Genomic DNA, 20,147 nt, shown 5'->3' on the forward strand with positions numbered 1-20,147 from the left:
ACTGCCGAGGAAACACCGTGACGGACACCCACCGCTCCCCTCCGCCCTCCCCGGCGCGGGACCCCGCAAGCGCGATGGACCAGGCATTGGACTGGCTGATCGTGCTGGGCAGTCCGAGCGAAGAACAGACCCGGCAATTCCATGACTGGCTGGCCGCCGACCCGCTGCATGCCGAGGCGTTCGCCAAGGCCCGGGCGATCTGGGACGGCCCGCAAGTCACGCAATGCGCGCAAAACCTGGCTGCCCGACCGCCGAAACTGACCGTCCTGTCACGCCTGCGACCACACTGGAAACCCTTGGCCACCGCTGCCGTGTTGATCCTCGGCCTGTTCAGTTTCAGCAACCTGCCGATGCGCATCCAGGCCGACCACTTGACGGTGGTCGGTGAACGTCAGCGGCTGCAACTGGAGGACGGCTCGAAGGTCCTGCTCAATACCAACTCGGCCTTCTCCAGCACCATCAACGATCAACTGCGCGTGGCCCGTTTGTATCAGGGCGAGGCGTATTTCGAAGTGCCGGCCAATCGCGGCCAGCCGCTGGAAATCGATGCAGGGCCGGTGAAAGCCAGTGTGCACGACACGGCGTTTGCGGTGCGCTACCTCGACGGCGTAGCGCAGGTTCGGGTGCAGCGTGGCGATGTCGACTTGCGTGCGACCCGCGACGACGCACGGGTCCGGTTGTCCGCCGGGGAAAGCATCCGAATCGGTCCCAACGGTTTCGACCGACCGGCCAAGCTCGATGCCGCCACCGACCTGGCCTGGGTCCAGGGTCGACTGGTGTTCGAAAACTGTCCGCTGAGCGAGGTGCTGGCGGAGCTGCGTCGCTACTATCCGGGCTGGATCATCAACACCAACGAGCAGTTGGCCGACATTGCAGTGACCGGCAATTATCGTCTTGATCAACCTTTGGACGTGGTCCGCTCCCTGGCCCACATCACCTCGGCACGGCTCCAGGAATTCCCGGCGCTGGTGATTCTGAACTAAATGAGAATTATTTTTACTCGATAGCTGAAGCTCGTTCGTCTCGTTATAGCCAATGCAATTGATTCGCATCTAAGAATGCCAATCAGCACCTATAAAGATTCGTGCGACACGGAGCGCTATCGATGTCCTCTCGCCTTACCCGCCAAGCCTCTTCACCCTCCCGCGTGCTGTCGCTGCTGACCGCCGCCATCCTGATGGCAGGCAGCGCGCCGCTGATGGCCGCTACCGCCGCCGACCAGCCGACCCGCAACATGGGCGATTACTCGTTCGCCATTCCTCAGCAGTCGCTGGTCTCGGCACTCAATGCCTTCACCGCCGTGACCGGCTGGCAGGTCGGCTTGCCCGCCGAACTGGCTGAAGGCGTGGCCTCGCCGGGTGTGCGCGGGTCCTTGTCGCCGGAAAAAGCCCTCGATCGCCTGTTGGTGGGGACCAACCTGAGCTATCGCAAACTGGGCAATAACAACATTGTCCTGGAGAAGCGCAGCAGCAGCGGCGGCGCACTCAACCTGCAACAGGTGACCATCAGCGCCACCCGTCAGGAGCAGACCATCGAAAGCGTGCCCGGCACCGTCACCGTCCACACCCGTGAAGAACTGGACCGCAACAACGTCAACACCATCAAGAACCTGGTGCGCTACGAGCCAGGTGTCTCGGTGGGTGGCGCCGGTCAGCGCGGCGGCATCAGCGGATACAACATTCGCGGTATCGACGGCGACCGGATTCTGACCCAGGTCGACGGCGTCGAAGTACCGAACGATTTCTTCAACGGCCCTTATGCCAAGACCCAACGCAACTACGTCGACCCGGAAATCATCAAGCGCGTGGAAATCCTGCGCGGCCCGGCCTCGGTGCTGTACGGCAGCAACGCCATCGGCGGCGCGGTCAGCTACTTCACCCTCGACCCGGACGACATCATCAAGCCAGGCCAGGATGTCGGTGCGCGTCTGAAGACCGGCTACAGCTCCGCTGACGAGAGCTGGCTGAAATCCGCGACCGTTGCCGGCCGCGCCGATCAGTTCGATGGCTTGCTGCACTTCAGTCAGCGCGACGGTCACGAAACCGAATCCTATGGCAGCAACAACGGCACCGGTCTGGCGCGCACCGCCGCCAACCCGGAAGACGTGCGAGCCACCAACGTGCTGGCCAAGATCGGCTGGAACTACAACGAAGATTCGCGCTTGGGCCTGACCTACGAGAAGTACAAGGACGATCGCGATGCGGATCTGAAAAGCGCTTACGGCGGCCCGTACTTCAACGGCCAGCCGACCATTCCGAACAGCGTGCTGCCCGGTGGCATGTACCAGTGGCGCACCGGCAACGACACCATCACCCGTGAGCGTTTCGGCCTGGAAAACAGCTTCGCCCTCGACAGCTTGCTGGCGGACAACGTCAAGTGGAGCCTGAACCACCAGGCCGCCAAAACCGACCAGAGCACCGAAGAGTTCTACTTCCCGATCACCCGACAGGTGCTACGCACACGGGACACGATCTACGAAGAAAAGCAGTGGGTACTCGACGCGCAACTGGATAAAGCCTTCAACATCGCCGACACCGAACACGTGCTGACTTACGGCACCACCCTCAAGCAGCAGAAAGTCACCGGCTCGCGCAGCGGCAACGGCATTTGCCTGGCGGTCGGTCGCGGCTGCACCGCCATCGGCGCCACCAGCGCAGCGGACGTGCTGAGAAAATCCAGCGACTTCCCGGACCCGACCATCAACACCTACAGCGTGTTCGCCCAGGATCAGATCAGCTGGAACAAGTGGACCTTCCTGCCGGGACTGCGCTACGACTACACCCAGCTCAAGCCGCACATCACCCAGGAATTCCTCAACACCGTGGCGGCCGACGGTCGCGGCACGGTCAGCGACGAAAACAAAACCTGGCACAAAGTCTCACCGAAGTTCGGCCTGACCTACGCCCTGACCGATCAATACACCTGGTACGGCCAGTACGCCGAAGGTTTCCGCACGCCGACCGCCAAGGCGTTGTACGGGCGCTTCGATAACACCGCCGAAGGCTACCGCGTGGAACCCAACCCGGATCTGGAACCGGAAAAAAGCAAAGGCTTCGAGACCGGCCTGCGCGGTAACTTCGAATCCGGCTCGTTCGATGTGGCGGTGTTCTATAACAAGTATCGCGACTTCATCAACGAAGACGCGATCACACCGGGCTATGACGAGCCAACCTTCCAGAGCAACAACATCAAGCGCGCCACCATCAAGGGCGCAGAGATCAAGGGCCGTCTGAACCTCGATGCATTTGGCGCGCCGCAAGGTCTCTATACCCAGGGTTCGGTGGCCTACGCCTACGGCCGCAACAACGACACCGGCGAGCCGCTCAACAGCGTCAATCCGCTGACCGGAGTGTTTGGCCTCGGTTACGACCAGGACAACTACGGCGGCTTGCTCAGCTGGACGCTGGTGAAGAAGAAGGATCGCGTCGACGACAGCAACTTCAAATCGCCGGACGGCGTCAGCAGCCAATTCAAGTCGCCAGGCTTCGGCGTGCTGGACCTGACCGGGTTCTACAAGGTGACCGACGATGTGACCGTCAGCGCCGGCCTCTACAACCTCACCGACAAGAAATACTGGCTGTGGGATGACGTGCGCGGTTACGACAGCGTCGGCGAAGCTGCCGTGTTGAGCCCGGCCAACCTTGATCGCCTGACTCAGCCGGGTCGCAACTTCGCGGTCAATCTGGTCTGGGATATCTGACCCCGGCCACCTCATTGCGCGGGCGATAACGCCGCGCAGTGAGTTTTTTTACTGTGCCGCGACGTCTGGTTCGTCTAGTTCATAAGCCAATGCCACCCGTACACCGTCTTCTCAAGGAAAGAACACCATGACCTCCCAAACCCCGGATTCCGACGCCAGCCAGCCAACGCTATTACGCTCCCAGCGCGTCAGAGCGCTCACGCATGACCTGCACAAAAGTCTTGAGGACACCGTGAGCAAGTGGGCGCCTACCGACACGCATGCTGGCTTCACTCGCTTTGTCCAAATGCAGTACTTGTTTCAATCGGAAATCCAGTCGCTGTACCACGACGCGGAGCTGATCAAGCTCTTCCCAGACTTGCCAGAGCTCTGCCGGGTAAAAGCGGCCGAGGCCGACCTCGCAGATCTCGGTTCTGCAATCCCGGAAGCCGTTCCGGGCGCACTACAGGCGCCGACTCGGGCCCAGGCGCTGGCCTGGATACGGGTTTCGGAAGGCTCGAAACTGGGTGCAGCCATCCTGTTCAAACAGGCTGTCAACCTGGGCTACAGCGAAACCAGGGGCGCACGTCACCTGGCAGAACCGGAAGGCGGTCGCGCAAGAGGCTGGAAAGCGTTCAATGCTATCTTCGACAATCTGCAATTGAGCGCCGAAGAAGAAGCCCAGGTGGATCAGGCTTCCAGAGCTGCTTTCGCACGCCTGGAGCTGCTCCTCAGGACGGTGGGAAAACGCGAGACCACTGCTCAGCCGGCTTAAGCAAGCCATCGTCACCGTCGAAAAAACGGTCGCTGATCGCGACCGGATACCCTCCACGTATTGTTGGTCATGACTCAACTTCCAACCTCCACTTCAAAACTCGCCCGCGTCCTCTTCGGCCTGCTGGCTTACGTCAGCCTCGGCATCGGCCTGATCGCCATCGTCATACCGGGCCTGCCGACCACCGAGTTCATCCTGTTGGCCGCCTGGGCCGCGACCAGGAGCTCACCGCGCCTGAGTGCCTGGCTGGAAAATCATCGGTTGTTCGGGCCCATCCTTTACAACTGGCGCAACGGTAAAATCATCGCCCGTCGGGCCAAGGTCAGCGCCACCGTCAGCATGCTGCTGTGCGCCGGGTTGATGCTGGTCATGCTCGATCACGGCTGGCCGATTTACCTGGCCATCGCTGGCATGAGCTTGGGCAATCTGTGGATTTGGTCGCGGCCGGAATCGGTGCCGGAAATCTCCTGAATTCCAGTCCTTTTCAGGGTATTTACCTGCGCAAACGTTCACCTGATACCGCTCGTCGGCTCGCCATTCATGCAAGTTCTGCCCACGCCGATGTGCATTGAATGGCGCTGAATGGACTTGGCGAATCGAGTCACCCCCGACTCACAGCCAACACCTCATCCATTCGCGAGTTCGCCTTATGTTCGACGCTCTCTCTATCCGCCTGAAAATAGTTCTGCTGTCCGGCCTGTGCCTGCTTGGCGTGGTCGCGTTGATCGTCGGCATGAACATCTACCAGACCAATCAGAACGATGAACTGGTCAGCGCCTCCAGCAGCAAGATGCTCACCGCCAGTGTGCAGAACCTGCTCCAGGCAAAGGCTGCCGAGCAAGCGGTGCGGGTGCAGAAGACATTCGGTGAAAGCCTGTTGGTGGTGACGGCCCTGGCCGATCAGATCAACGACATGCGGGCCATGGCGAGCAAGCGCTCCCTTGAAGCTGGCGCCCTGCGTGAAGAGTTGAACCAGAGCCTGAAAACCGCCTTCGAGCGCAACAGCAAAGTGCTGGGGATCTGGCTGGCATTCGAGCCAAATGGCCTGGATGGCAAGGACAGCGAGTTCGCCAACGATGCCGCTCGGCAGTCCAACGAAGCCGGACGTTTCGCCAGTTACTGGAGCCGTGCCGGCGGGGTCGGGATCAATACGATCATGGTCGAAGACGACATGACCAAAACCACCCTGAGCCTCAGCGGAACACCTTACAACAGCTGGTACACCTGCCCTCGCGACAGCAAGCGCACCTGCCTGCTGGACCCGTACGCTGACACCGTCGCCGGCAAGGAAATGCTGATGACCACCATTTCCGTGCCGCTGCTGGTGGACGGAAAATCCATCGGTGTGGTCGGTGTGGACATCGCCCTCGACGCTTTGCAAGCGGCAGCGGTCGATTCGCAGCGTGATCTGTTCAACAGCGCCGGGCACATGCTGATCGTCTCCGGCAGCGGCGTACTTGCCGGTTACAGTGTCGATGCGAGCAAGGTCGGTAAAAGCATCGGTGACACCCTGGGCGCAGACGGCAAGGACGTCCTGCAATTGCTCAGCGGTGGTTCGCCAAAAATTCTCGAACAAGGCGACCTGATCCGCGCGGTGTACCCGGTCAGCCCGATTACCGACTCCAAAGCCTGGGGCGTGGTGATCGACCTGCCGAAACAAGTGTTGTTGGCTGACTCGGTCAAGCTGCAAGCGGTACTCGATGACGCCCAGCAAAGCGGCACGATCAAAGCCGTCGTGGTGGCGGTCATTGCCGGCCTGGTCGGTTTGCTGCTGATCTGGCTTACCGCATCCGGCGTGACGCGGCCGATCAACAGCGTGGCGCAAATGCTCAAGGCGATTGCCAGCGGCGACGGCGACCTGACTCAGCGTCTGCACTACAGCAAGAAAGACGAACTGGGCGAATTGGTCAGTTGGTTCAACCGCTTCCTCGACAAGCTGCAACCGACCATCGCACAGATCAAACAGAGCATCACCGACGCCCGCGGCACGGCCGATCAATCGTCGGAAATCGCCCGCCAGACCAGCGAAGGCATGCAGGTGCAGTTCCGCGAGATCGACCAGGTCGCCACCGCGTCCAACGAAATGAGCGCCACCGCCCACGACGTCGCCAACAGCGCTTCGAACGCGGCGAATGCCGCCAAGGGAGCCGATCAGTCGGCCCGCGACGGTATGTCGATCATCGAGCGCAGCACCCGCGACATCAATCAACTGGCCGACGAAGTCAGCAAAGCGGTGACCGAAGTCGAAGCGCTGGCGGTCAACAGCGAGCAAATCGGTTCGGTGCTGGAAGTGATCCGCAGCATCGCCGAACAAACCAACCTGCTGGCCCTCAACGCGGCCATCGAAGCGGCCCGTGCCGGTGAAAGCGGTCGCGGGTTTGCGGTGGTCGCCGACGAAGTGCGCAACCTGGCCAAACGGACCCAGGATTCGGTGGAAGAAATCCGCATCGTGATCGAGCGCATCCAGACCGGCACACGCGGCGTGGTCGCCACCATGCATTCGAGCCAGACCCAGGCCCACAGCAACGCCGGCCAGATCCAGCAAGCGGTCCAGGCCTTGAGCAAAATCAGCGACGCGGTCACCGTGATCAGCGACATGAACCTGCAAATCGCCAGCGCCGCCGAACAGCAAAGCGCCGTGGCCGAAGAGGTCAATCGCAACGTCTCGGCGATCCGCACCGTCACCGAAACCCTGACCGGCCAGGCCACCGAATCGGCGCAGATCTGCAGCCACCTCAACTCCCTGACCACTCAGCAGATGAAATTGATGGATCAGTTTCGGGTGTAGATAACACCGCCGAACAATGTGGGAGCGGGCTTGCTCGCGAAGGCGAAGTGTCAGTCGACATTGATGTTGCCTGACACTTCGCCTTCGCGAGCAAGCCCGCTCCCACAGGTTTCATCCGGCCTGTCACCTAATTTGATCTATGATCGGGCTCTCGTTCCGGAGGGCCTTCGATGACTGATTTACTCACGTCCATTCAAGCCGCACTCGGCTTGCCTAACACCCCGATTTCGTTCACGTCGAGTGGCGCCCTGCCCTCGGCGTTTGCCGTCACCGACCTGGCCTGCGCCAGCATTGCCGCCGCCGGCCAGGCCATCAGCGAATTGCTGAATCAGCAAACCGGTCGCTTGCCCAACATTGAAGTCGACCGACGCCTGGCTTCGTTCTGGTTCGCCACTTCGATCCGGCCGCAGGGCTGGAGCGTTCCACCGCTGTGGGACCCGGTCGCGGGCGACTACGCCACCCAGGACGGCTGGATCCGTCTGCACACCAATGCACCCCACCATCGCGCCGCCGCCGAAAAAGTGCTCGGCGCCTGTGCCGATCGCCCAGCGATGGCGAGCAAAGTGGCGCAATGGGCCAAAAGCGATCTGGAACACGCCGTGGTCGCGGCCGGTGGCTGCGCCGCCGAGATGCGAAGCTGGAAGCAATGGCAGGCACATCCCCAAGGCCAGGCCGTGAACGCCGAGCCGTTGATTCAGTTCGCGGCCAACAGCAGCCAGAACGCTAAGCCGTGGCAAGGTTCGATGGCGCAACCCCTGGCCGGGATCAAGGTGCTGGATTTGACCCGGGTGCTCGCCGGCCCCGTCGCCAGCCGCTTTCTGGCCGGCCTCGGCGCCGATGTCTTGCGCATCGATCCACCAACCTGGAACGAGCCGGGCGTGGTGCCGGAAGTCACCTTGGGCAAACGCTGCGCGCGACTGGACCTGCATGACAAGGCCGACCGTGCCGTGTTCGAAAGCCTGCTCAAGAACGCCGACATTCTGCTTCACGGTTACCGCGCCGATGCATTGGAACGCCTGGGTTACGGCGTCGCCGAACGCCAACAAATGGCTCCTGGCCTGATTGATGTGTGCCTCAATGCCTACGGCTGGAGCGGCCCGTGGCAAAACCGGCGCGGCTTCGACAGCCTGGTGCAGATGAGCAGCGGGATTGCCGAAGCCGGTATGCGCTGGAAGCACACGGACAAACCGACACCGTTGCCACTGCAAGCACTGGATCACGCCACCGGGTATTTGATGGCCGCCAGTGCGATCAAGTTGTTGGCGCAGCGATTGAGTAGCGGGCGTGGTGGATCGGCCAGGTTGTCATTGGCGCGCACGGCGAAGCTGTTGATCGAGCATGGCGCCGGGACAGATCAGCCGTTGCGGGCGGAAGATGAAAACGATCAGGGCATGTTGGTCGAACAGACGCCCTGGGGGCCGGCGCATCGCTTGCAAGTGCCGCTGAAGATGACCGGGACGCCGTTGCAGTGGTCGATTGCGGCCGGAGAATTGGGGTCCCATCGCGCGCAGTGGTGGTGACTGTTCCGGCCCCTTCGCGAGCAAGCCCGCTCCCACATGGGATCTGAGTAAACTTCGATCCAGTGTGGGAGCGGGCTTGCTCGCGAAGGGGCCGGACAATCAACACACATACAAGATCAGCATCCAGATCAAACATCCGTCGCAATCGCGTGACGATCTCGGGCACGGCCGAGGCATCAGGAAAGTCCAACGTCACTTCCAATGGCTCCAATTTCCGGCGGGGCTTCATCACACAAATAAGTTGAACTAAATAGATAACGCGTAATAACGTTTTCGGATAACGCGCACTTGAGTCTTTTATTTATAACTGATCAATTCAGGAAAGTTGCGAAATCACCAAAGCGAACTAACTTCAAAGCTCCACGCGACACTCGCTGCGCCTCTCTGATCTGCCCAAAGCCTCTGGAATAGGGCTTTTCCAGTTATGTCTCAAGTCTTTCATTAACAATGGAATGTACCCATGCACTGATCCAGATCAGCTGATTGTTTAGCCAACAGAATTAGTCTGTTGCCTCTCTTCTCCTGCATTGGAGTCATGCAATGTCTGAATCCCCCGTAAAACTGAAACTGGGCGCACTGGTTGCGCTGGTCGTCGGTTCAATGATTGGTGGCGGGATTTTTTCCTTGCCGCAAAACATGGCCGCCAGTGCCGATGTGGGGGCGGTTCTGATCGGTTGGGCCATCACGGCCGTCGGCATGCTGACCCTGGCGTTCGTCTTCCAGACCCTGGCCAATCGCAAGCCTGATCTGGACGGTGGTGTTTACGCTTACGCCAAAGCCGGTTTCGGCGATTACATGGGTTTCTCGTCTGCCTGGGGTTACTGGATCAGTGCCTGGCTGGGCAACGTCGGCTACTTCGTTTTGCTGTTCAGCACCCTGGGTTACTTCTTCCCGATCTTTGGCGAAGGCAATACCGTTGCCGCCGTGATCGGTGCATCAGTGCTGCTCTGGGCGGTGCACTTTCTCGTGCTGCGAGGCATCAAGGAAGCGGCCTTCATCAACCTGGTGACCACGGTCGCCAAGATCGTGCCGCTGGTGCTGTTCGTATTGATCGCGGTGTTCGCGTTCAAACTGGACATCTTCACCGCCGACATCTGGGGTTTGAAGAATCCTGACCTGGGCAGCGTGATGGACCAGGTGCGCAACATGATGCTGGTCACGGTCTGGGTGTTCATCGGCATCGAAGGCGCGAGTATCTTTTCGGCCCGAGCAGAAAAACGCAGCGACGTGGGGAAAGCCACTGTGATCGGCTTCATCACCGTGCTGTTGTTCCTGGTGCTGGTGAACGTGCTGTCGCTGGGCATCATGACTCAGCCAGAGCTGGCGAAACTGCAGAACCCGTCGATGGCTGCCGTGCTGGAACACGTGGTCGGGCCGTGGGGCGCGGCGCTGATCAGCGTCGGCCTGATCATCTCGCTGCTGGGGGCACTGCTGTCATGGGTGCTGCTGTGTGCAGAGATCATGTTCGCCGCTGCCAAGGACCACACCATGCCGGCGTTTCTGCGCAAGGAAAACGCCAACCAGGTGCCGGCCAACGCGCTGTGGTTGACCAACGCGATGGTGCAGATTTTCCTGATCATCACGCTGTTTTCGGCCAGTACATACCTGTCGCTGATCTACCTTGCCACTTCGATGATCCTGGTCCCGTACCTGTGGTCAGCGGCCTATGCCCTGCTGCTGGCGGTCCGTGGCGAGAGTTATGAAAACGCCATGGCCGAACGCCGCAAAGACCTGATCATCGGTGCCATCGCCCTGATCTACGCGGTCTGGCTGCTGTATGCCGGCGGCATCAAATACCTGCTGCTCTCCGCCCTGCTTTACGCCCCCGGCGCGATCCTGTTCGCCAAGGCCAAACTTGAAGTCAACAAACCGGTTTTCACCCACGTCGAGAAGCTGATTTTCGCCGCAGTGGTCGCGGGCGCCCTGGTGGCCGCCTATGGTCTCTACGACGGCTTCCTGACTCTGTAATCACTGATTGTTTTGTCACTGGAGGATCACTGTAATGACCACGGAAAAAGTTAAGTACGGCGTCCATTCCGAAGCCGGCAAACTGCGCAAAGTCATGGTTTGCTCCCCAGGCCTGGCCCACCAGCGGCTGACCCCGAACAACTGCGACGAACTGCTGTTCGACGATGTGCTGTGGGTCGCCCAGGCCAAGCGCGATCATTTCGACTTCGTCACCAAAATGCGCGAGCGCAACGTCGATGTGCTGGAAATGCACAACCTGCTGACCGACATCGTCGCCCTCCCTGAAGCGCTGAACTGGATCCTGGAACGCAAGATCACCGCCAACTCGGTCGGCCTGGGCTTTGTCCACGAAGTGGGTTCATGGCTGCGCAGCCTGGAGCCACGCAAGATCGCCGAATTCCTGATTGGCGGCGTCTCGGCCGATGATCTGCCGGACAGCTTCGGCGGCAAGACCCTCGCGATGTTCCGCGACTTCCTTGGCCACTCCAGCTTCATTCTGCCGCCGTTGCCCAACACCCAGTTCACCCGCGACACCACGTGCTGGATCTATGGCGGCGTGACGCTGAACCCGATGTATTGGCCGGCGCGTCGTCAGGAAACCCTGCTGGCCAGCGCCATCTACAAATTCCACCCCGCGTTCACCAACGCCGATTTCCAGATCTGGTACGGCGACCCCGATCAGGATCACGGCAATGCCACCCTGGAGGGCGGCGATGTGATGCCGATCGGCAACGGTGTGGTGTTGATCGGCATGGGCGAACGCTCGTCCCGCCAGGCCATCGGTCAACTTGCGATCAGCCTGTTCAAGCACAAAGCCGTGGAGCGCATCATCGTTGCCGGCCTGCCCAAGTCCCGCGCGGCGATGCACCTGGACACCGTGTTCAGCTTCTGCGACCGGGATCTTGTGACCATCTTCCCGGAAGTGGTGAGCCAGATCGTCGCCTTCACCCTGCGCCCTGACGAAAGCAAACCGGGCGGTATCGACATCCGCCGCGAAGAAACCAGCTTCCTCGACACCGTGGCCAAAGCCCTCAACCTGCCAGCGCTGCGCGTGGTCGAAACCGGTGGCAACAGTTTCGCCGCCGAACGCGAGCAATGGGACGACGGCAACAACGTGGTGGCCCTGGAACCGGGCGTCGTCATCGGCTACGACCGCAACACCTACACCAACACCCTGCTGCGCAAGGCCGGCGTGGAAGTCATCACCATCAGCGCCGGCGAACTCGGCCGCGGGCGCGGCGGCGGCCACTGCATGACCTGCCCGATCATTCGCGACCCTATCGACTATTGATTATTTTGACTAATGACGACCCGACGCTGTGAAAGCGTAGCGAGCGCAGGAAAGACAAGGCAAAAACAGGCGAGGAAGCGGAGTCTACTGCTTGTAAATGAGCATTCCGAGCCTGTTTTTAACGCAGTATTTCGTGCGTAACGCCGAAGGCGCACAGCCTGCAGTAGCTTTCACAGTGTCGGGCAAGGAGATCCAATCATGGCTTTCAATATGCGCAACCGCAGCTTGCTGAGTTTGATGCACCACACCACTCGCGAGCTGAACTACCTGCTGGACCTGTCCCGCGACCTCAAGCGCGCCAAGTACACCGGCACCGAGCGTCCGCACCTGCAAGGCAAGAACATCGCGCTGATCTTCGAAAAAACTTCGACCCGCACCCGGTGCGCCTTCGAAGTCGCGGCCCATGACCAGGGCGCCCACGTCACCTATATCGACCCGGTGTCGTCGCAAATCGGCCACAAGGAAAGCATGAAAGACACCGCCCGCGTGCTGGGGCGAATGTTCGATGCCATCGAGTATCGCGGCTTCGAACAGGAAATCGTCGAGGAGCTGGCCAAGTTCGCTGGCGTCCCGGTATTCAACGGCCTGACTGCGGAATTCCACCCGACGCAAATGATCGCCGACACCCTGACCATGCGCGAACACAGCGACAAGCCGCTGCATGAAATCAGCTACGCCTACCTCGGTGACGCCCGCTACAACATGGGTAACTCGCTGCTGATGATCGGCGCAAAACTGGGCATGGACGTGCGCATTGCCGCACCGAAAGCCCTGTGGCCGCATCAGGATTTCATCGACCAGTGCAAGGCCTTCGCCGAGGAAAGCGGCGCGCGTATCACCATCACCGAAGACCCGAAAGCAGCGGTCAAGGGCGTTGACTTTATCCACACTGACATTTGGGTATCGATGGGTGAGCCGGTGGAAGCATGGGACGAGCGCATCGAGCAACTGCTGCCGTACCAGGTCAACGCCGACATGATGAAAGCCGCGGGCAACCCTCGCGTGAAATTCATGCACTGCCTGCCGGCGTTCCACAACAGCGAAACCAAGGTCGGCAAAGACATCGCCGCGCGCTATCCGCACCTGGCCAATGGTGTCGAAGTGACCGAGGAAGTCTTCGAATCGCCGGCCAACATCGCCTTCGAGCAAGCGGAAAACCGCATGCACACCATCAAGGCAATCCTGGTGTCGGCGTTGGCGGATATCTAACGATGGTGACGCTTTGCTCTCTGTGGGAGCGTGGCTTGCCCGCGATGGGATCGACTCGGTGTATCAGATACACCGAGGTGTCTGCATCGCGGGCAAGCCACGCGCCCACAAGGAAATCGCGTTGCTCGCACCCTCTCCAGAAGGACTGCACTATGCGTATCGTCGTTGCTCTGGGCGGTAACGCCCTGCTCCGCCGGGGTGAACCCATGACCGCGGACAACCAGCGCGCCAACATCCGGATCGCTACCGAACAGATCGCCAAAGTCCATCCCGGCAACCAACTGGTGATCGCCCACGGTAATGGTCCGCAGGTCGGCCTGCTGTCGCTGCAGGCCGCTGCCTACACCTCGGTTTCGCCTTACCCGCTGGACGTGCTCGGAGCCGAAACCGAAGGCATGATCGGCTACATCATCGAACAGGAACTGGGCAATCTGTTGGACTTCGAAGTGCCGTTCGCGACCCTGCTCACCCAGGTTGAAGTCGACGGCAATGACCCGGCGTTCCAGAACCCCAGCAAACCCATCGGCCCGGTTTACACCAAGGTCGAAGCAGAAAAACTCGCGGCTGAAAAAGGCTGGTCGATTGCCCCGGACGGCGACAAATTCCGCCGCGTGGTGGCCAGCCCGAAACCCAAGCGCATCTTCGAAATCCGCCCGATCAAATGGCTGCTGGAAAAAGGCAGCATCGTGATTTGTGCCGGTGGTGGCGGCATCCCGACGATGTACGGCGCCAGCGGCAAACTGCAAGGCGTGGAAGCGGTCATCGACAAAGACCTGTGCTCGGCGCTGCTGGCCGAACAACTTGAAGCCGATCTGCTGGTGATCGCCACCGACGTCAACGCCGCCTTCATCGACTTTGGCAAGCCGACCCAGAAAGCCATCGCCCAGGCGCACCCGGACGAACTGGAAAAACTCGGCTTCGCGGCAGGCTCCATGGGACCGAAGGTCCAGGCCGCCTGCGAGTTTGCCCGTCATACTGGAAAAGTCGCTGTGATCGGCTCACTCTCGGACATCGAAGCGATCGTCCAGGGCAAGGCCGGCACCCGCATCAGCACGGCGACGCCTGGAATCAGCTACCAATAAAAGAAACTCCGGGGGCAGGCCTGAGGTCTGCCCTGATTCAATGCCTTTTTGAAGGAGAGACGAACAATGGCTACATTTGAGCCCGGTCACCTGCACATCGAACGTCATGCGCTGAACAAGGAAGATTTCAGCTACAACCTGAGCATCGACTATGAAGTCACTCAGGATCCCAAGGAAGGCCAGGGCATGCTGTTTAAAATGCATGGCACGGTCGAGGACAAGGAATTGAAGGAAGAATTCTTCCTGGCCAAAGACCAGGCATTCGACTTCGCCCGACACGCCACGCGCATCGCACAAAAATACGGCCTGCCCAAGGAAGCCAGCATCGGTTCGATGCACAAGGAATACGACGCGATGTTTGAAGATGTAAGGGCGCAGCTCGACGTCAAATCCGGCGATCCGGTAAAGCCAGAACACCTCGAATAATACCTATCACTTGTGGGAGCGGGCTTGCTCGCGAAAGCGGTCTGACATTCACCATTAATGTCGACTGACACACCGCCTTCGCGAGCAAGCTCGCTCTCACATGGGTGTGGTGTTGAGCTGAAGTCCCCCGCAGGATTTCACCATTGGCCCGCCCCAAGGCATACTTGCCACCCTCCGCACTCCAGAACCCAATACCGCCTCATGCGTATCCACGTCAGCTTCATCGACCGCGTCGGCATTACCCAGGAAGTCCTGGCCCTGCTCGGTGGGCGCAATCTCAATCTGGATGCGGTGGAAATGGTCCCGCCCAACGTCTACATCGACGCCCCGACCCTGAGTCCGGAAGTCCTCGAAGAGCTGCGCGATGCGCTGTTCAGCGTACGTGGCGTGCAAGCGGTAACGGTGGTCGACATCCTGCCCGGCCAGCGTCGGCACTTGCAGCTCGATGCGTTGCTGGCGGCGATGACCGACCCGGTGCTGGCTCTGGACAGTGCCGGTAAAATCTTGCTAGCCAACCCGGCCCTGATCGCGCTGTATGGCCGCGAACCGGCGGGTGAAAGCGTCGCCGATCTGTTTGCCGACCCGGCCTTGCTGGATGCGTTGCTGGAACACGGTTTTCGATTGCCGCTGCGGGAAATCACCGTCAACGGTCAGACCCTGCTGCTGGACGCCACGCCGATCACCGATGCCGGCGCTTTGCTGACCCTGTACCAACCGAACCGCATCGGCGAACGCCTCTCGGCGTTGCACCACGATCACGCCGAAGGGTTTGATGCGCTGCTGGGCGAATCCCCGGTGATTCGGACCCTCAAGGCCCGCGCCCAGCGCGTCGCGGCCCTCGATGCGCCGTTGTTGATCCAAGGTGAAACCGGCACCGGCAAAGAGCTGGTGGCGCGCGCCTGTCACGCCATCAGCGCCCGCCACAGTGCACCGTTTTTGGCGCTGAACTGCGCGGCGTTGCCGGAGAACCTCGCTGAAAGCGAACTGTTCGGCTACGCCCCCGGCGCCTTCACCGGCGCGCAACGAGGCGGCAAACCAGGGCTGATGGAACTGGCCAACCAGGGCACGGTATTTCTTGATGAAATCGGCGAGATGTCACCGTACTTGCAGGCGAAATTGCTACGGTTTCTCAACGACGGCAGTTTCCGTCGGGTGGGTGGGGATCGCGAGGTGAAGGTCAATGTGCGGATCCTCAGCGCCACTCACCGGAATCTGGAAAAAATGGTCAGCGAAGGCACGTTCCGCGAAGACCTGTTCTATCGCCTCAACGTCCTCAATGTCGAAGTCCCGCCCCTGCGCGAACGGGGCCAGGACATTCTGCTGCTGGCCCGCTACTTCATGCAGCAGGCCTGTGCGCAGATTCAGCGCCCGGTCTGTCGACTGGCTCCCGGGACTTATCCTGCGCTGCTGGGCAACCGCTGGCCGGGCAACGTACGCCAATTGCAGAACGTGATTTTCCGCGCGGCGGCCATTTGCGAAAGCACCCTCGTGGACATCGGCGACCTCGACATCGCCGGCACCTCCGTGGCGCGCCAGAGCGATACCGAAGTCGACAGCCTGGAACAGGCGATGGAAGAGTTCGAAAAAACCCTGCTGGAAAAACTCTACGTCAGCTACCCCTCGACCCGGCAACTGGCCAACCGCCTGCAAACCTCCCACACCGCGATTGCCCATCGGTTGCGCAAGTACGGCATTCCCAACAAGCCGTAAGCCTCACTCAGATCAAATGTGGGAGCGGGCTTGCTCGCGAAAGCGATGTGTCAGTCACCATCAATGTTGCCTGACAGGACGCATTCGCGAGCAAGCCCGCTCCCACAGGTTCTGCGGTGACTTCAGAATCGAGCTCAAAAACGACCTCTATCTGTACTGAAAGCGCTACAGCGGAACGATATCGATACACCCTCCCCTGATCACCGCTGTGCAAGGCTTTGATCCGCCTAGGCTTTTTTCTTCGCCTCTGACTGTAGCGATTTCGCTACAGCCGGCAAACATTCATATCCTCAAAAAATGCATAAGATATTGATTTATAAAGAATAAATAACATTGGCCGCGAAATTGCTTAGTAACCGCTCATAAAGCAGGGCTTTGCCCAAGCATTCAATCGCGTCCACCAGACAAGTCTGGCCCCCATCAGGAGTTTCCATGAGCGAGTTGCGTTTTACTGAAGATCACGAATGGCTGCGCACCGAAGCTGACGGCAGCGTCACAGTCGGCATCACCGCTTTCGCGCAGAACGCCTTGGGCGACGTGGTTTTCGTACAACTGCCTGAGCTGCAGTCCTACGACAAAGGCGCCGAAGCCGCCACAGTGGAATCGGTAAAAGCCGCCAGCGGCGTGTACATGCCATTGGACGGTGAAGTGCTGGAAGCCAACCCGGCACTGGACAGCAGCCCTGAACTGGTCAACGAAGATCCGCTGGGTGAAGGCTGGTTCTTCCGCTTCCGTCCAACCGACGCCTCGGCTGTCGCCAAACTGCTTGATCAGGACGCCTACGACCGTCTGATCAAAGCCAACGCCGAAGCCTGAGGAGCGCAGACATGACTCAAGTAAACCTGACGACCGCCAACGAATTCATCGCCCGTCACATCGGCCCGCGTGCCGGCGACGAGCAAGCCATGCTCAACAGCCTTGGTTTCGACTCCCTGGAAGCCCTGAGCGCCAGCGTCATTCCGGACAGCATCAAAGGCACCAGCGTACTCGGCCTGGACGACGGTCTGAGCGAAGCCGAGGCCCTGGCCTCAATCAAGGCCATCGCCGGCAAGAACCAGCTGTTCAAGACCTACATCGGCCAGGGTTACTACGGTACTCACACACCGTCGCCAATCCTGCGCAACCTGCTGGAAAACCCGGCCTGGTACACCGCCTACACCCCGTACCAGCCAGAAATTTCCCAGGGTCGTCTCGAAGCGCTGCTGAACTTCCAGACCCTGATCAGCGACCTCACCGGCCTGCCGATCGCCAACGCCTCGCTGCTGGATGAAGCCACCGCCGCTGCCGAAGCCATGACCTTCTGCAAACGCCTGAGCAAGAACAAGGGCAGCCACGCGTTCTTCGCCTCCGTGCATTGCCACCCGCAGACCCTCGACGTGCTGCGCACCCGTGCCGAGCCGCTGGGCATCGATGTGGTGGTTGGCGACGAGCGTGAACTGACCGACGTCAGCGCGTTTTTCGGCGCCCTGCTGCAATACCCGGCGAGCAACGGTGACCTGTTCGATTACAGCGAACTGACCGAACGCTTCCACGCCGCCAACGCATTGGTCGCGGTCGCCGCTGACCTGCTGGCCCTGACCGTGCTGACCCCGCCGGGCGAATTCGGCGCCGACGTGGCCATCGGCAGCGCACAACGCTTCGGCGTGCCGCTGGGCTTCGGTGGCCCGCACGCGGCGTACTTCTCCACCAAGGATGCGTTCAAGCGCGACATGCCGGGTCGTCTGGTCGGTGTCTCCGTGGACCGTTTCGGCAAGCCGGCCCTGCGCCTGGCCATGCAGACCCGCGAGCAACATATCCGCCGCGAGAAAGCCACCAGCAACATCTGCACCGCCCAAGTCCTGTTGGCCAACATCGCCAGCATGTACGCCGTGTATCACGGTCCGAAAGGCCTGACGCAGATCGCCAATCGCGTGCATCACCTGACCGCCATTCTGGCCAAAGGCCTGAGCGCTTTGGGCCTGAGCGTCGAGCAGGAAAACTTCTTCGACACCCTGACGGTTAAAACCGGTGCAAACACTGCCGCGTTGCACGACCAGGCGCGTGCGCAGCAGATCAACCTGCGCGTCGTTGATGGCGAACGTCTGGGCTTGTCCCTCGACGAAACCACCGCCCAGGCCGACGTAGAAACCCTGTGGAGCCTGCTGGCCGACGGCAAAACCCTGCCGGACTTCGCCGCGCTGGCCGCCTCGATCGAAAGCAAAATCCCGGCCGCTCTCGTGCGCCAGTCGCCGATCCTCAGCCACCCGGTGTTCAACCGTTACCACTCGGAAACCGAGCTGATGCGCTACCTGCGCAAGCTGGCCGACAAGGACCTGGCGCTGGATCGCACCATGATCCCGCTGGGTTCGTGCACCATGAAACTCAATGCCGCCAGCGAAATGATCCCGGTGACCTGGGCTGAATTCGGTGCCCTGCACCCGTTCGCCCCAGCCGAGCAAAGTGCCGGTTACCAGCAGCTGACCGATGAACTGGAAGCGATGCTCTGCGCCGCCACCGGTTACGACTCGATCTCCCTGCAACCGAACGCCGGTTCGCAAGGCGAATACGCAGGTCTCTTGGCGATTCGCGCCTATCACCAGAGCCGTGGCGAAGACCGTCGCGACATCTGCTTGATCCCTTCGTCCGCCCACGGCACCAACCCGGCCACCGCCAACATGGCTGGCATGCGCGTAGTCGTGACAGCGTGCGATGCCCGCGGCAACGTCGACATCGAAGACCTGCGCGCCAAGGCCATCGAGCACCGCGAACACCTCGCCGCGCTGATGATCACCTATCCGTCGACCCACGGCGTGTTCGAAGAAGGCATCCGCGAAATCTGCGGCATCATTCATGACAACGGCGGCCAGGTGTACATCGACGGCGCCAACATGAACGCCATGGTCGGCCTCTGCGCACCGGGCAAGTTCGGCGGCGACGTGTCGCACCTGAACCTGCACAAAACCTTCTGCATCCCCCACGGCGGTGGCGGCCCGGGCGTTGGCCCGATTGGCGTGAAATCGCACCTGACCCCATTCCTGCCGGGCCACGCGCAAATGGAACGCAAGGAAGGCGCGGTCTGCGCGGCACCGTTCGGCAGCGCAAGCATTCTGCCGATCACCTGGATGTACATTCGGATGATGGGTGGCGCCGGCCTCAAGCGTGCCTCGCAACTGGCGATCCTCAATGCCAACTACATTTCCCGTCGCCTCGAAGAGCACTACCCAGTGCTCTACACCGGCAGCAATGGCCTGGTGGCGCACGAATGCATCCTCGATCTGCGTCCGCTGAAAGACAGCAGCGGCATCAGCGTCGATGACGTCGCCAAGCGCCTGATCGATTTCGGCTTCCACGCCCCGACCATGTCGTTCCCGGTCGCCGGCACGTTGATGATCGAGCCGACCGAGAGCGAATCCAAGGAAGAACTGGACCGCTTCTGCGACGCCATGATCCGCATCCGCGAAGAAATCCGCGCGGTGGAAAACGGCACCCTGGACAAGGAAGACAACCCGCTGAAAAACGCTCCGCACACCGCGGCGGAACTGGTCGGCGAGTGGACCCATCCGTACAGCCGTGAACAAGCGGTCTATCCGGTTGCGTCGCTGATCGAAGGCAAGTACTGGCCACCGGTCGGTCGCGTCGACAACGTGTTTGGCGATCGCAACCTGATCTGCGCTTGCCCGTCGATCGAAAGCTACGCTTAAACCTGTGTGGGGCGGTTAA

13 protein-coding genes and 3 pseudogenes are annotated in these 20,147 nt (G+C 60.7%); 15 read left to right on the top strand and 1 reads right to left on the bottom strand.

The annotated features are described in order from the left end of the window. The first annotated feature begins 17 nt into the window (after window positions 1–17). The 7 genes and pseudogenes from ACA055_RS23340 to ACA055_RS23370 all read left to right on the top strand — a co-directional run bounded on the left by ACA055_RS23340 (window position 18) and on the right by ACA055_RS23370 (window position 8,762). On the top strand, window positions 18–983 hold the full coding sequence (locus tag ACA055_RS23340; protein ID WP_497680781.1) for a FecR family protein: 966 nt from the start codon (window positions 18–20) through the stop codon (window positions 981–983). A 122-nt stretch (window positions 984–1,105) separates the two neighbouring features. After that, entirely contained in the window at window positions 1,106–3,700 is a 2,595-nt protein-coding gene (locus ACA055_RS23345; protein ID WP_497680782.1) for a TonB-dependent receptor, read from the top strand. A 127-nt stretch (window positions 3,701–3,827) separates the two neighbouring features. After that, a complete protein-coding gene (locus ACA055_RS23350) occupies window positions 3,828–4,454 on the top strand; it encodes a biliverdin-producing heme oxygenase (protein WP_497680783.1) in 627 nt (208 codons plus the stop codon). A gap of 69 nt (window positions 4,455–4,523) precedes the next feature. Beyond that, entirely contained in the window at window positions 4,524–4,925 is a 402-nt protein-coding gene (locus tag ACA055_RS23355) for a YbaN family protein (protein ID WP_497680784.1), read from the top strand. A gap of 451 nt (window positions 4,926–5,376) precedes the next feature. Further along, window positions 5,377–6,384: pseudogene (locus tag ACA055_RS23360) on the top strand (methyl-accepting chemotaxis protein); the annotation flags it as partial. A 330-nt stretch (window positions 6,385–6,714) separates the two neighbouring features. Further along, a pseudogene (locus ACA055_RS23365) lies at window positions 6,715–7,242 on the top strand (methyl-accepting chemotaxis protein); the annotation flags it as partial. A 170-nt stretch (window positions 7,243–7,412) separates the two neighbouring features. Beyond that, complete coding sequence (locus tag ACA055_RS23370; RefSeq protein WP_497680785.1) at window positions 7,413–8,762, top strand: CoA transferase; 1,350 nt, start codon at window positions 7,413–7,415, stop codon at window positions 8,760–8,762. Window positions 8,763–8,847: 85 nt separating this feature from the next. On the opposite strand, the pseudogene ACA055_RS23375 reads toward ACA055_RS23370, so the two are convergent. After that, a pseudogene (locus tag ACA055_RS23375) lies at window positions 8,848–8,970 on the bottom strand (AlkA N-terminal domain-containing protein); the annotation flags it as partial. Window positions 8,971–9,302: 332 nt separating this feature from the next. Here ACA055_RS23375 and arcD point away from each other — a divergent pair. The 8 genes from arcD to gcvP all read left to right on the top strand — a co-directional run bounded on the left by arcD (window position 9,303) and on the right by gcvP (window position 20,128). After that, the gene (gene arcD / locus ACA055_RS23380; RefSeq protein ID WP_497680786.1) at window positions 9,303–10,730 is read left to right on the top strand and encodes an arginine-ornithine antiporter; all 1,428 of its coding nucleotides are present in this window, start codon (window positions 9,303–9,305) and stop codon (window positions 10,728–10,730) included. Between the two features lie 34 nt (window positions 10,731–10,764). Continuing rightward, a complete protein-coding gene (gene arcA, locus ACA055_RS23385) occupies window positions 10,765–12,021 on the top strand; it encodes an arginine deiminase (protein WP_497680787.1) in 1,257 nt (418 codons plus the stop codon). A gap of 198 nt (window positions 12,022–12,219) precedes the next feature. Beyond that, window positions 12,220–13,230 (top strand): ornithine carbamoyltransferase, encoded by a 1,011-nt coding sequence (locus ACA055_RS23390; RefSeq protein ID WP_497680788.1) that lies wholly within the window; start codon window positions 12,220–12,222, stop codon window positions 13,228–13,230. A gap of 152 nt (window positions 13,231–13,382) precedes the next feature. Then, on the top strand, window positions 13,383–14,312 hold the full coding sequence (gene arcC, locus ACA055_RS23395; protein ID WP_497680789.1) for a carbamate kinase: 930 nt from the start codon (window positions 13,383–13,385) through the stop codon (window positions 14,310–14,312). A gap of 66 nt (window positions 14,313–14,378) precedes the next feature. Further along, a complete protein-coding gene (locus tag ACA055_RS23400) occupies window positions 14,379–14,738 on the top strand; it encodes a DUF5064 family protein (protein WP_497680790.1) in 360 nt (119 codons plus the stop codon). 201 nt (window positions 14,739–14,939) lie between these two features. Beyond that, window positions 14,940–16,448: a transcriptional regulator GcsR gene (gene gcsR / locus ACA055_RS23405; protein ID WP_497680791.1), complete on the top strand. Its 1,509-nt coding sequence runs from the start codon at window positions 14,940–14,942 to the stop codon at window positions 16,446–16,448. A 432-nt stretch (window positions 16,449–16,880) separates the two neighbouring features. Further along, window positions 16,881–17,264, top strand: a complete 384-nt coding sequence (gcvH, locus tag ACA055_RS23410) for a glycine cleavage system protein GcvH (RefSeq protein ID WP_497680792.1) — start codon at window positions 16,881–16,883, stop codon at window positions 17,262–17,264. Window positions 17,265–17,275: 11 nt separating this feature from the next. Next, window positions 17,276–20,128, top strand: a complete 2,853-nt coding sequence (gene gcvP, locus ACA055_RS23415) for an aminomethyl-transferring glycine dehydrogenase (protein WP_497680793.1) — start codon at window positions 17,276–17,278, stop codon at window positions 20,126–20,128. The last annotated feature ends 19 nt before the right edge of the window (window positions 20,129–20,147 follow it).

The organism is Pseudomonas sp. LBUM1657 (genome assembly GCF_059716075.1).

Coding starts and splice junctions, on each gene's coding strand:
- ACA055_RS23345 (WP_497680782.1), top strand. CDS start 1,106: ATGTCCTCTCGCCTTACCCGCCAAGCCTCTTCACCCTCCCGCGTGCTG.
- ACA055_RS23350 (WP_497680783.1), top strand. CDS start 3,828: ATGACCTCCCAAACCCCGGATTCCGACGCCAGCCAGCCAACGCTATTA.
- ACA055_RS23355 (WP_497680784.1), top strand. CDS start 4,524: ATGACTCAACTTCCAACCTCCACTTCAAAACTCGCCCGCGTCCTCTTC.
- ACA055_RS23370 (WP_497680785.1), top strand. CDS start 7,413: ATGACTGATTTACTCACGTCCATTCAAGCCGCACTCGGCTTGCCTAAC.
- arcD (WP_497680786.1), top strand. CDS start 9,303: ATGTCTGAATCCCCCGTAAAACTGAAACTGGGCGCACTGGTTGCGCTG.
- arcA (WP_497680787.1), top strand. CDS start 10,765: ATGACCACGGAAAAAGTTAAGTACGGCGTCCATTCCGAAGCCGGCAAA.
- ACA055_RS23390 (WP_497680788.1), top strand. CDS start 12,220: ATGGCTTTCAATATGCGCAACCGCAGCTTGCTGAGTTTGATGCACCAC.
- arcC (WP_497680789.1), top strand. CDS start 13,383: ATGCGTATCGTCGTTGCTCTGGGCGGTAACGCCCTGCTCCGCCGGGGT.
- ACA055_RS23400 (WP_497680790.1), top strand. CDS start 14,379: ATGGCTACATTTGAGCCCGGTCACCTGCACATCGAACGTCATGCGCTG.
- gcsR (WP_497680791.1), top strand. CDS start 14,940: ATGCGTATCCACGTCAGCTTCATCGACCGCGTCGGCATTACCCAGGAA.
- gcvH (WP_497680792.1), top strand. CDS start 16,881: ATGAGCGAGTTGCGTTTTACTGAAGATCACGAATGGCTGCGCACCGAA.
- gcvP (WP_497680793.1), top strand. CDS start 17,276: ATGACTCAAGTAAACCTGACGACCGCCAACGAATTCATCGCCCGTCAC.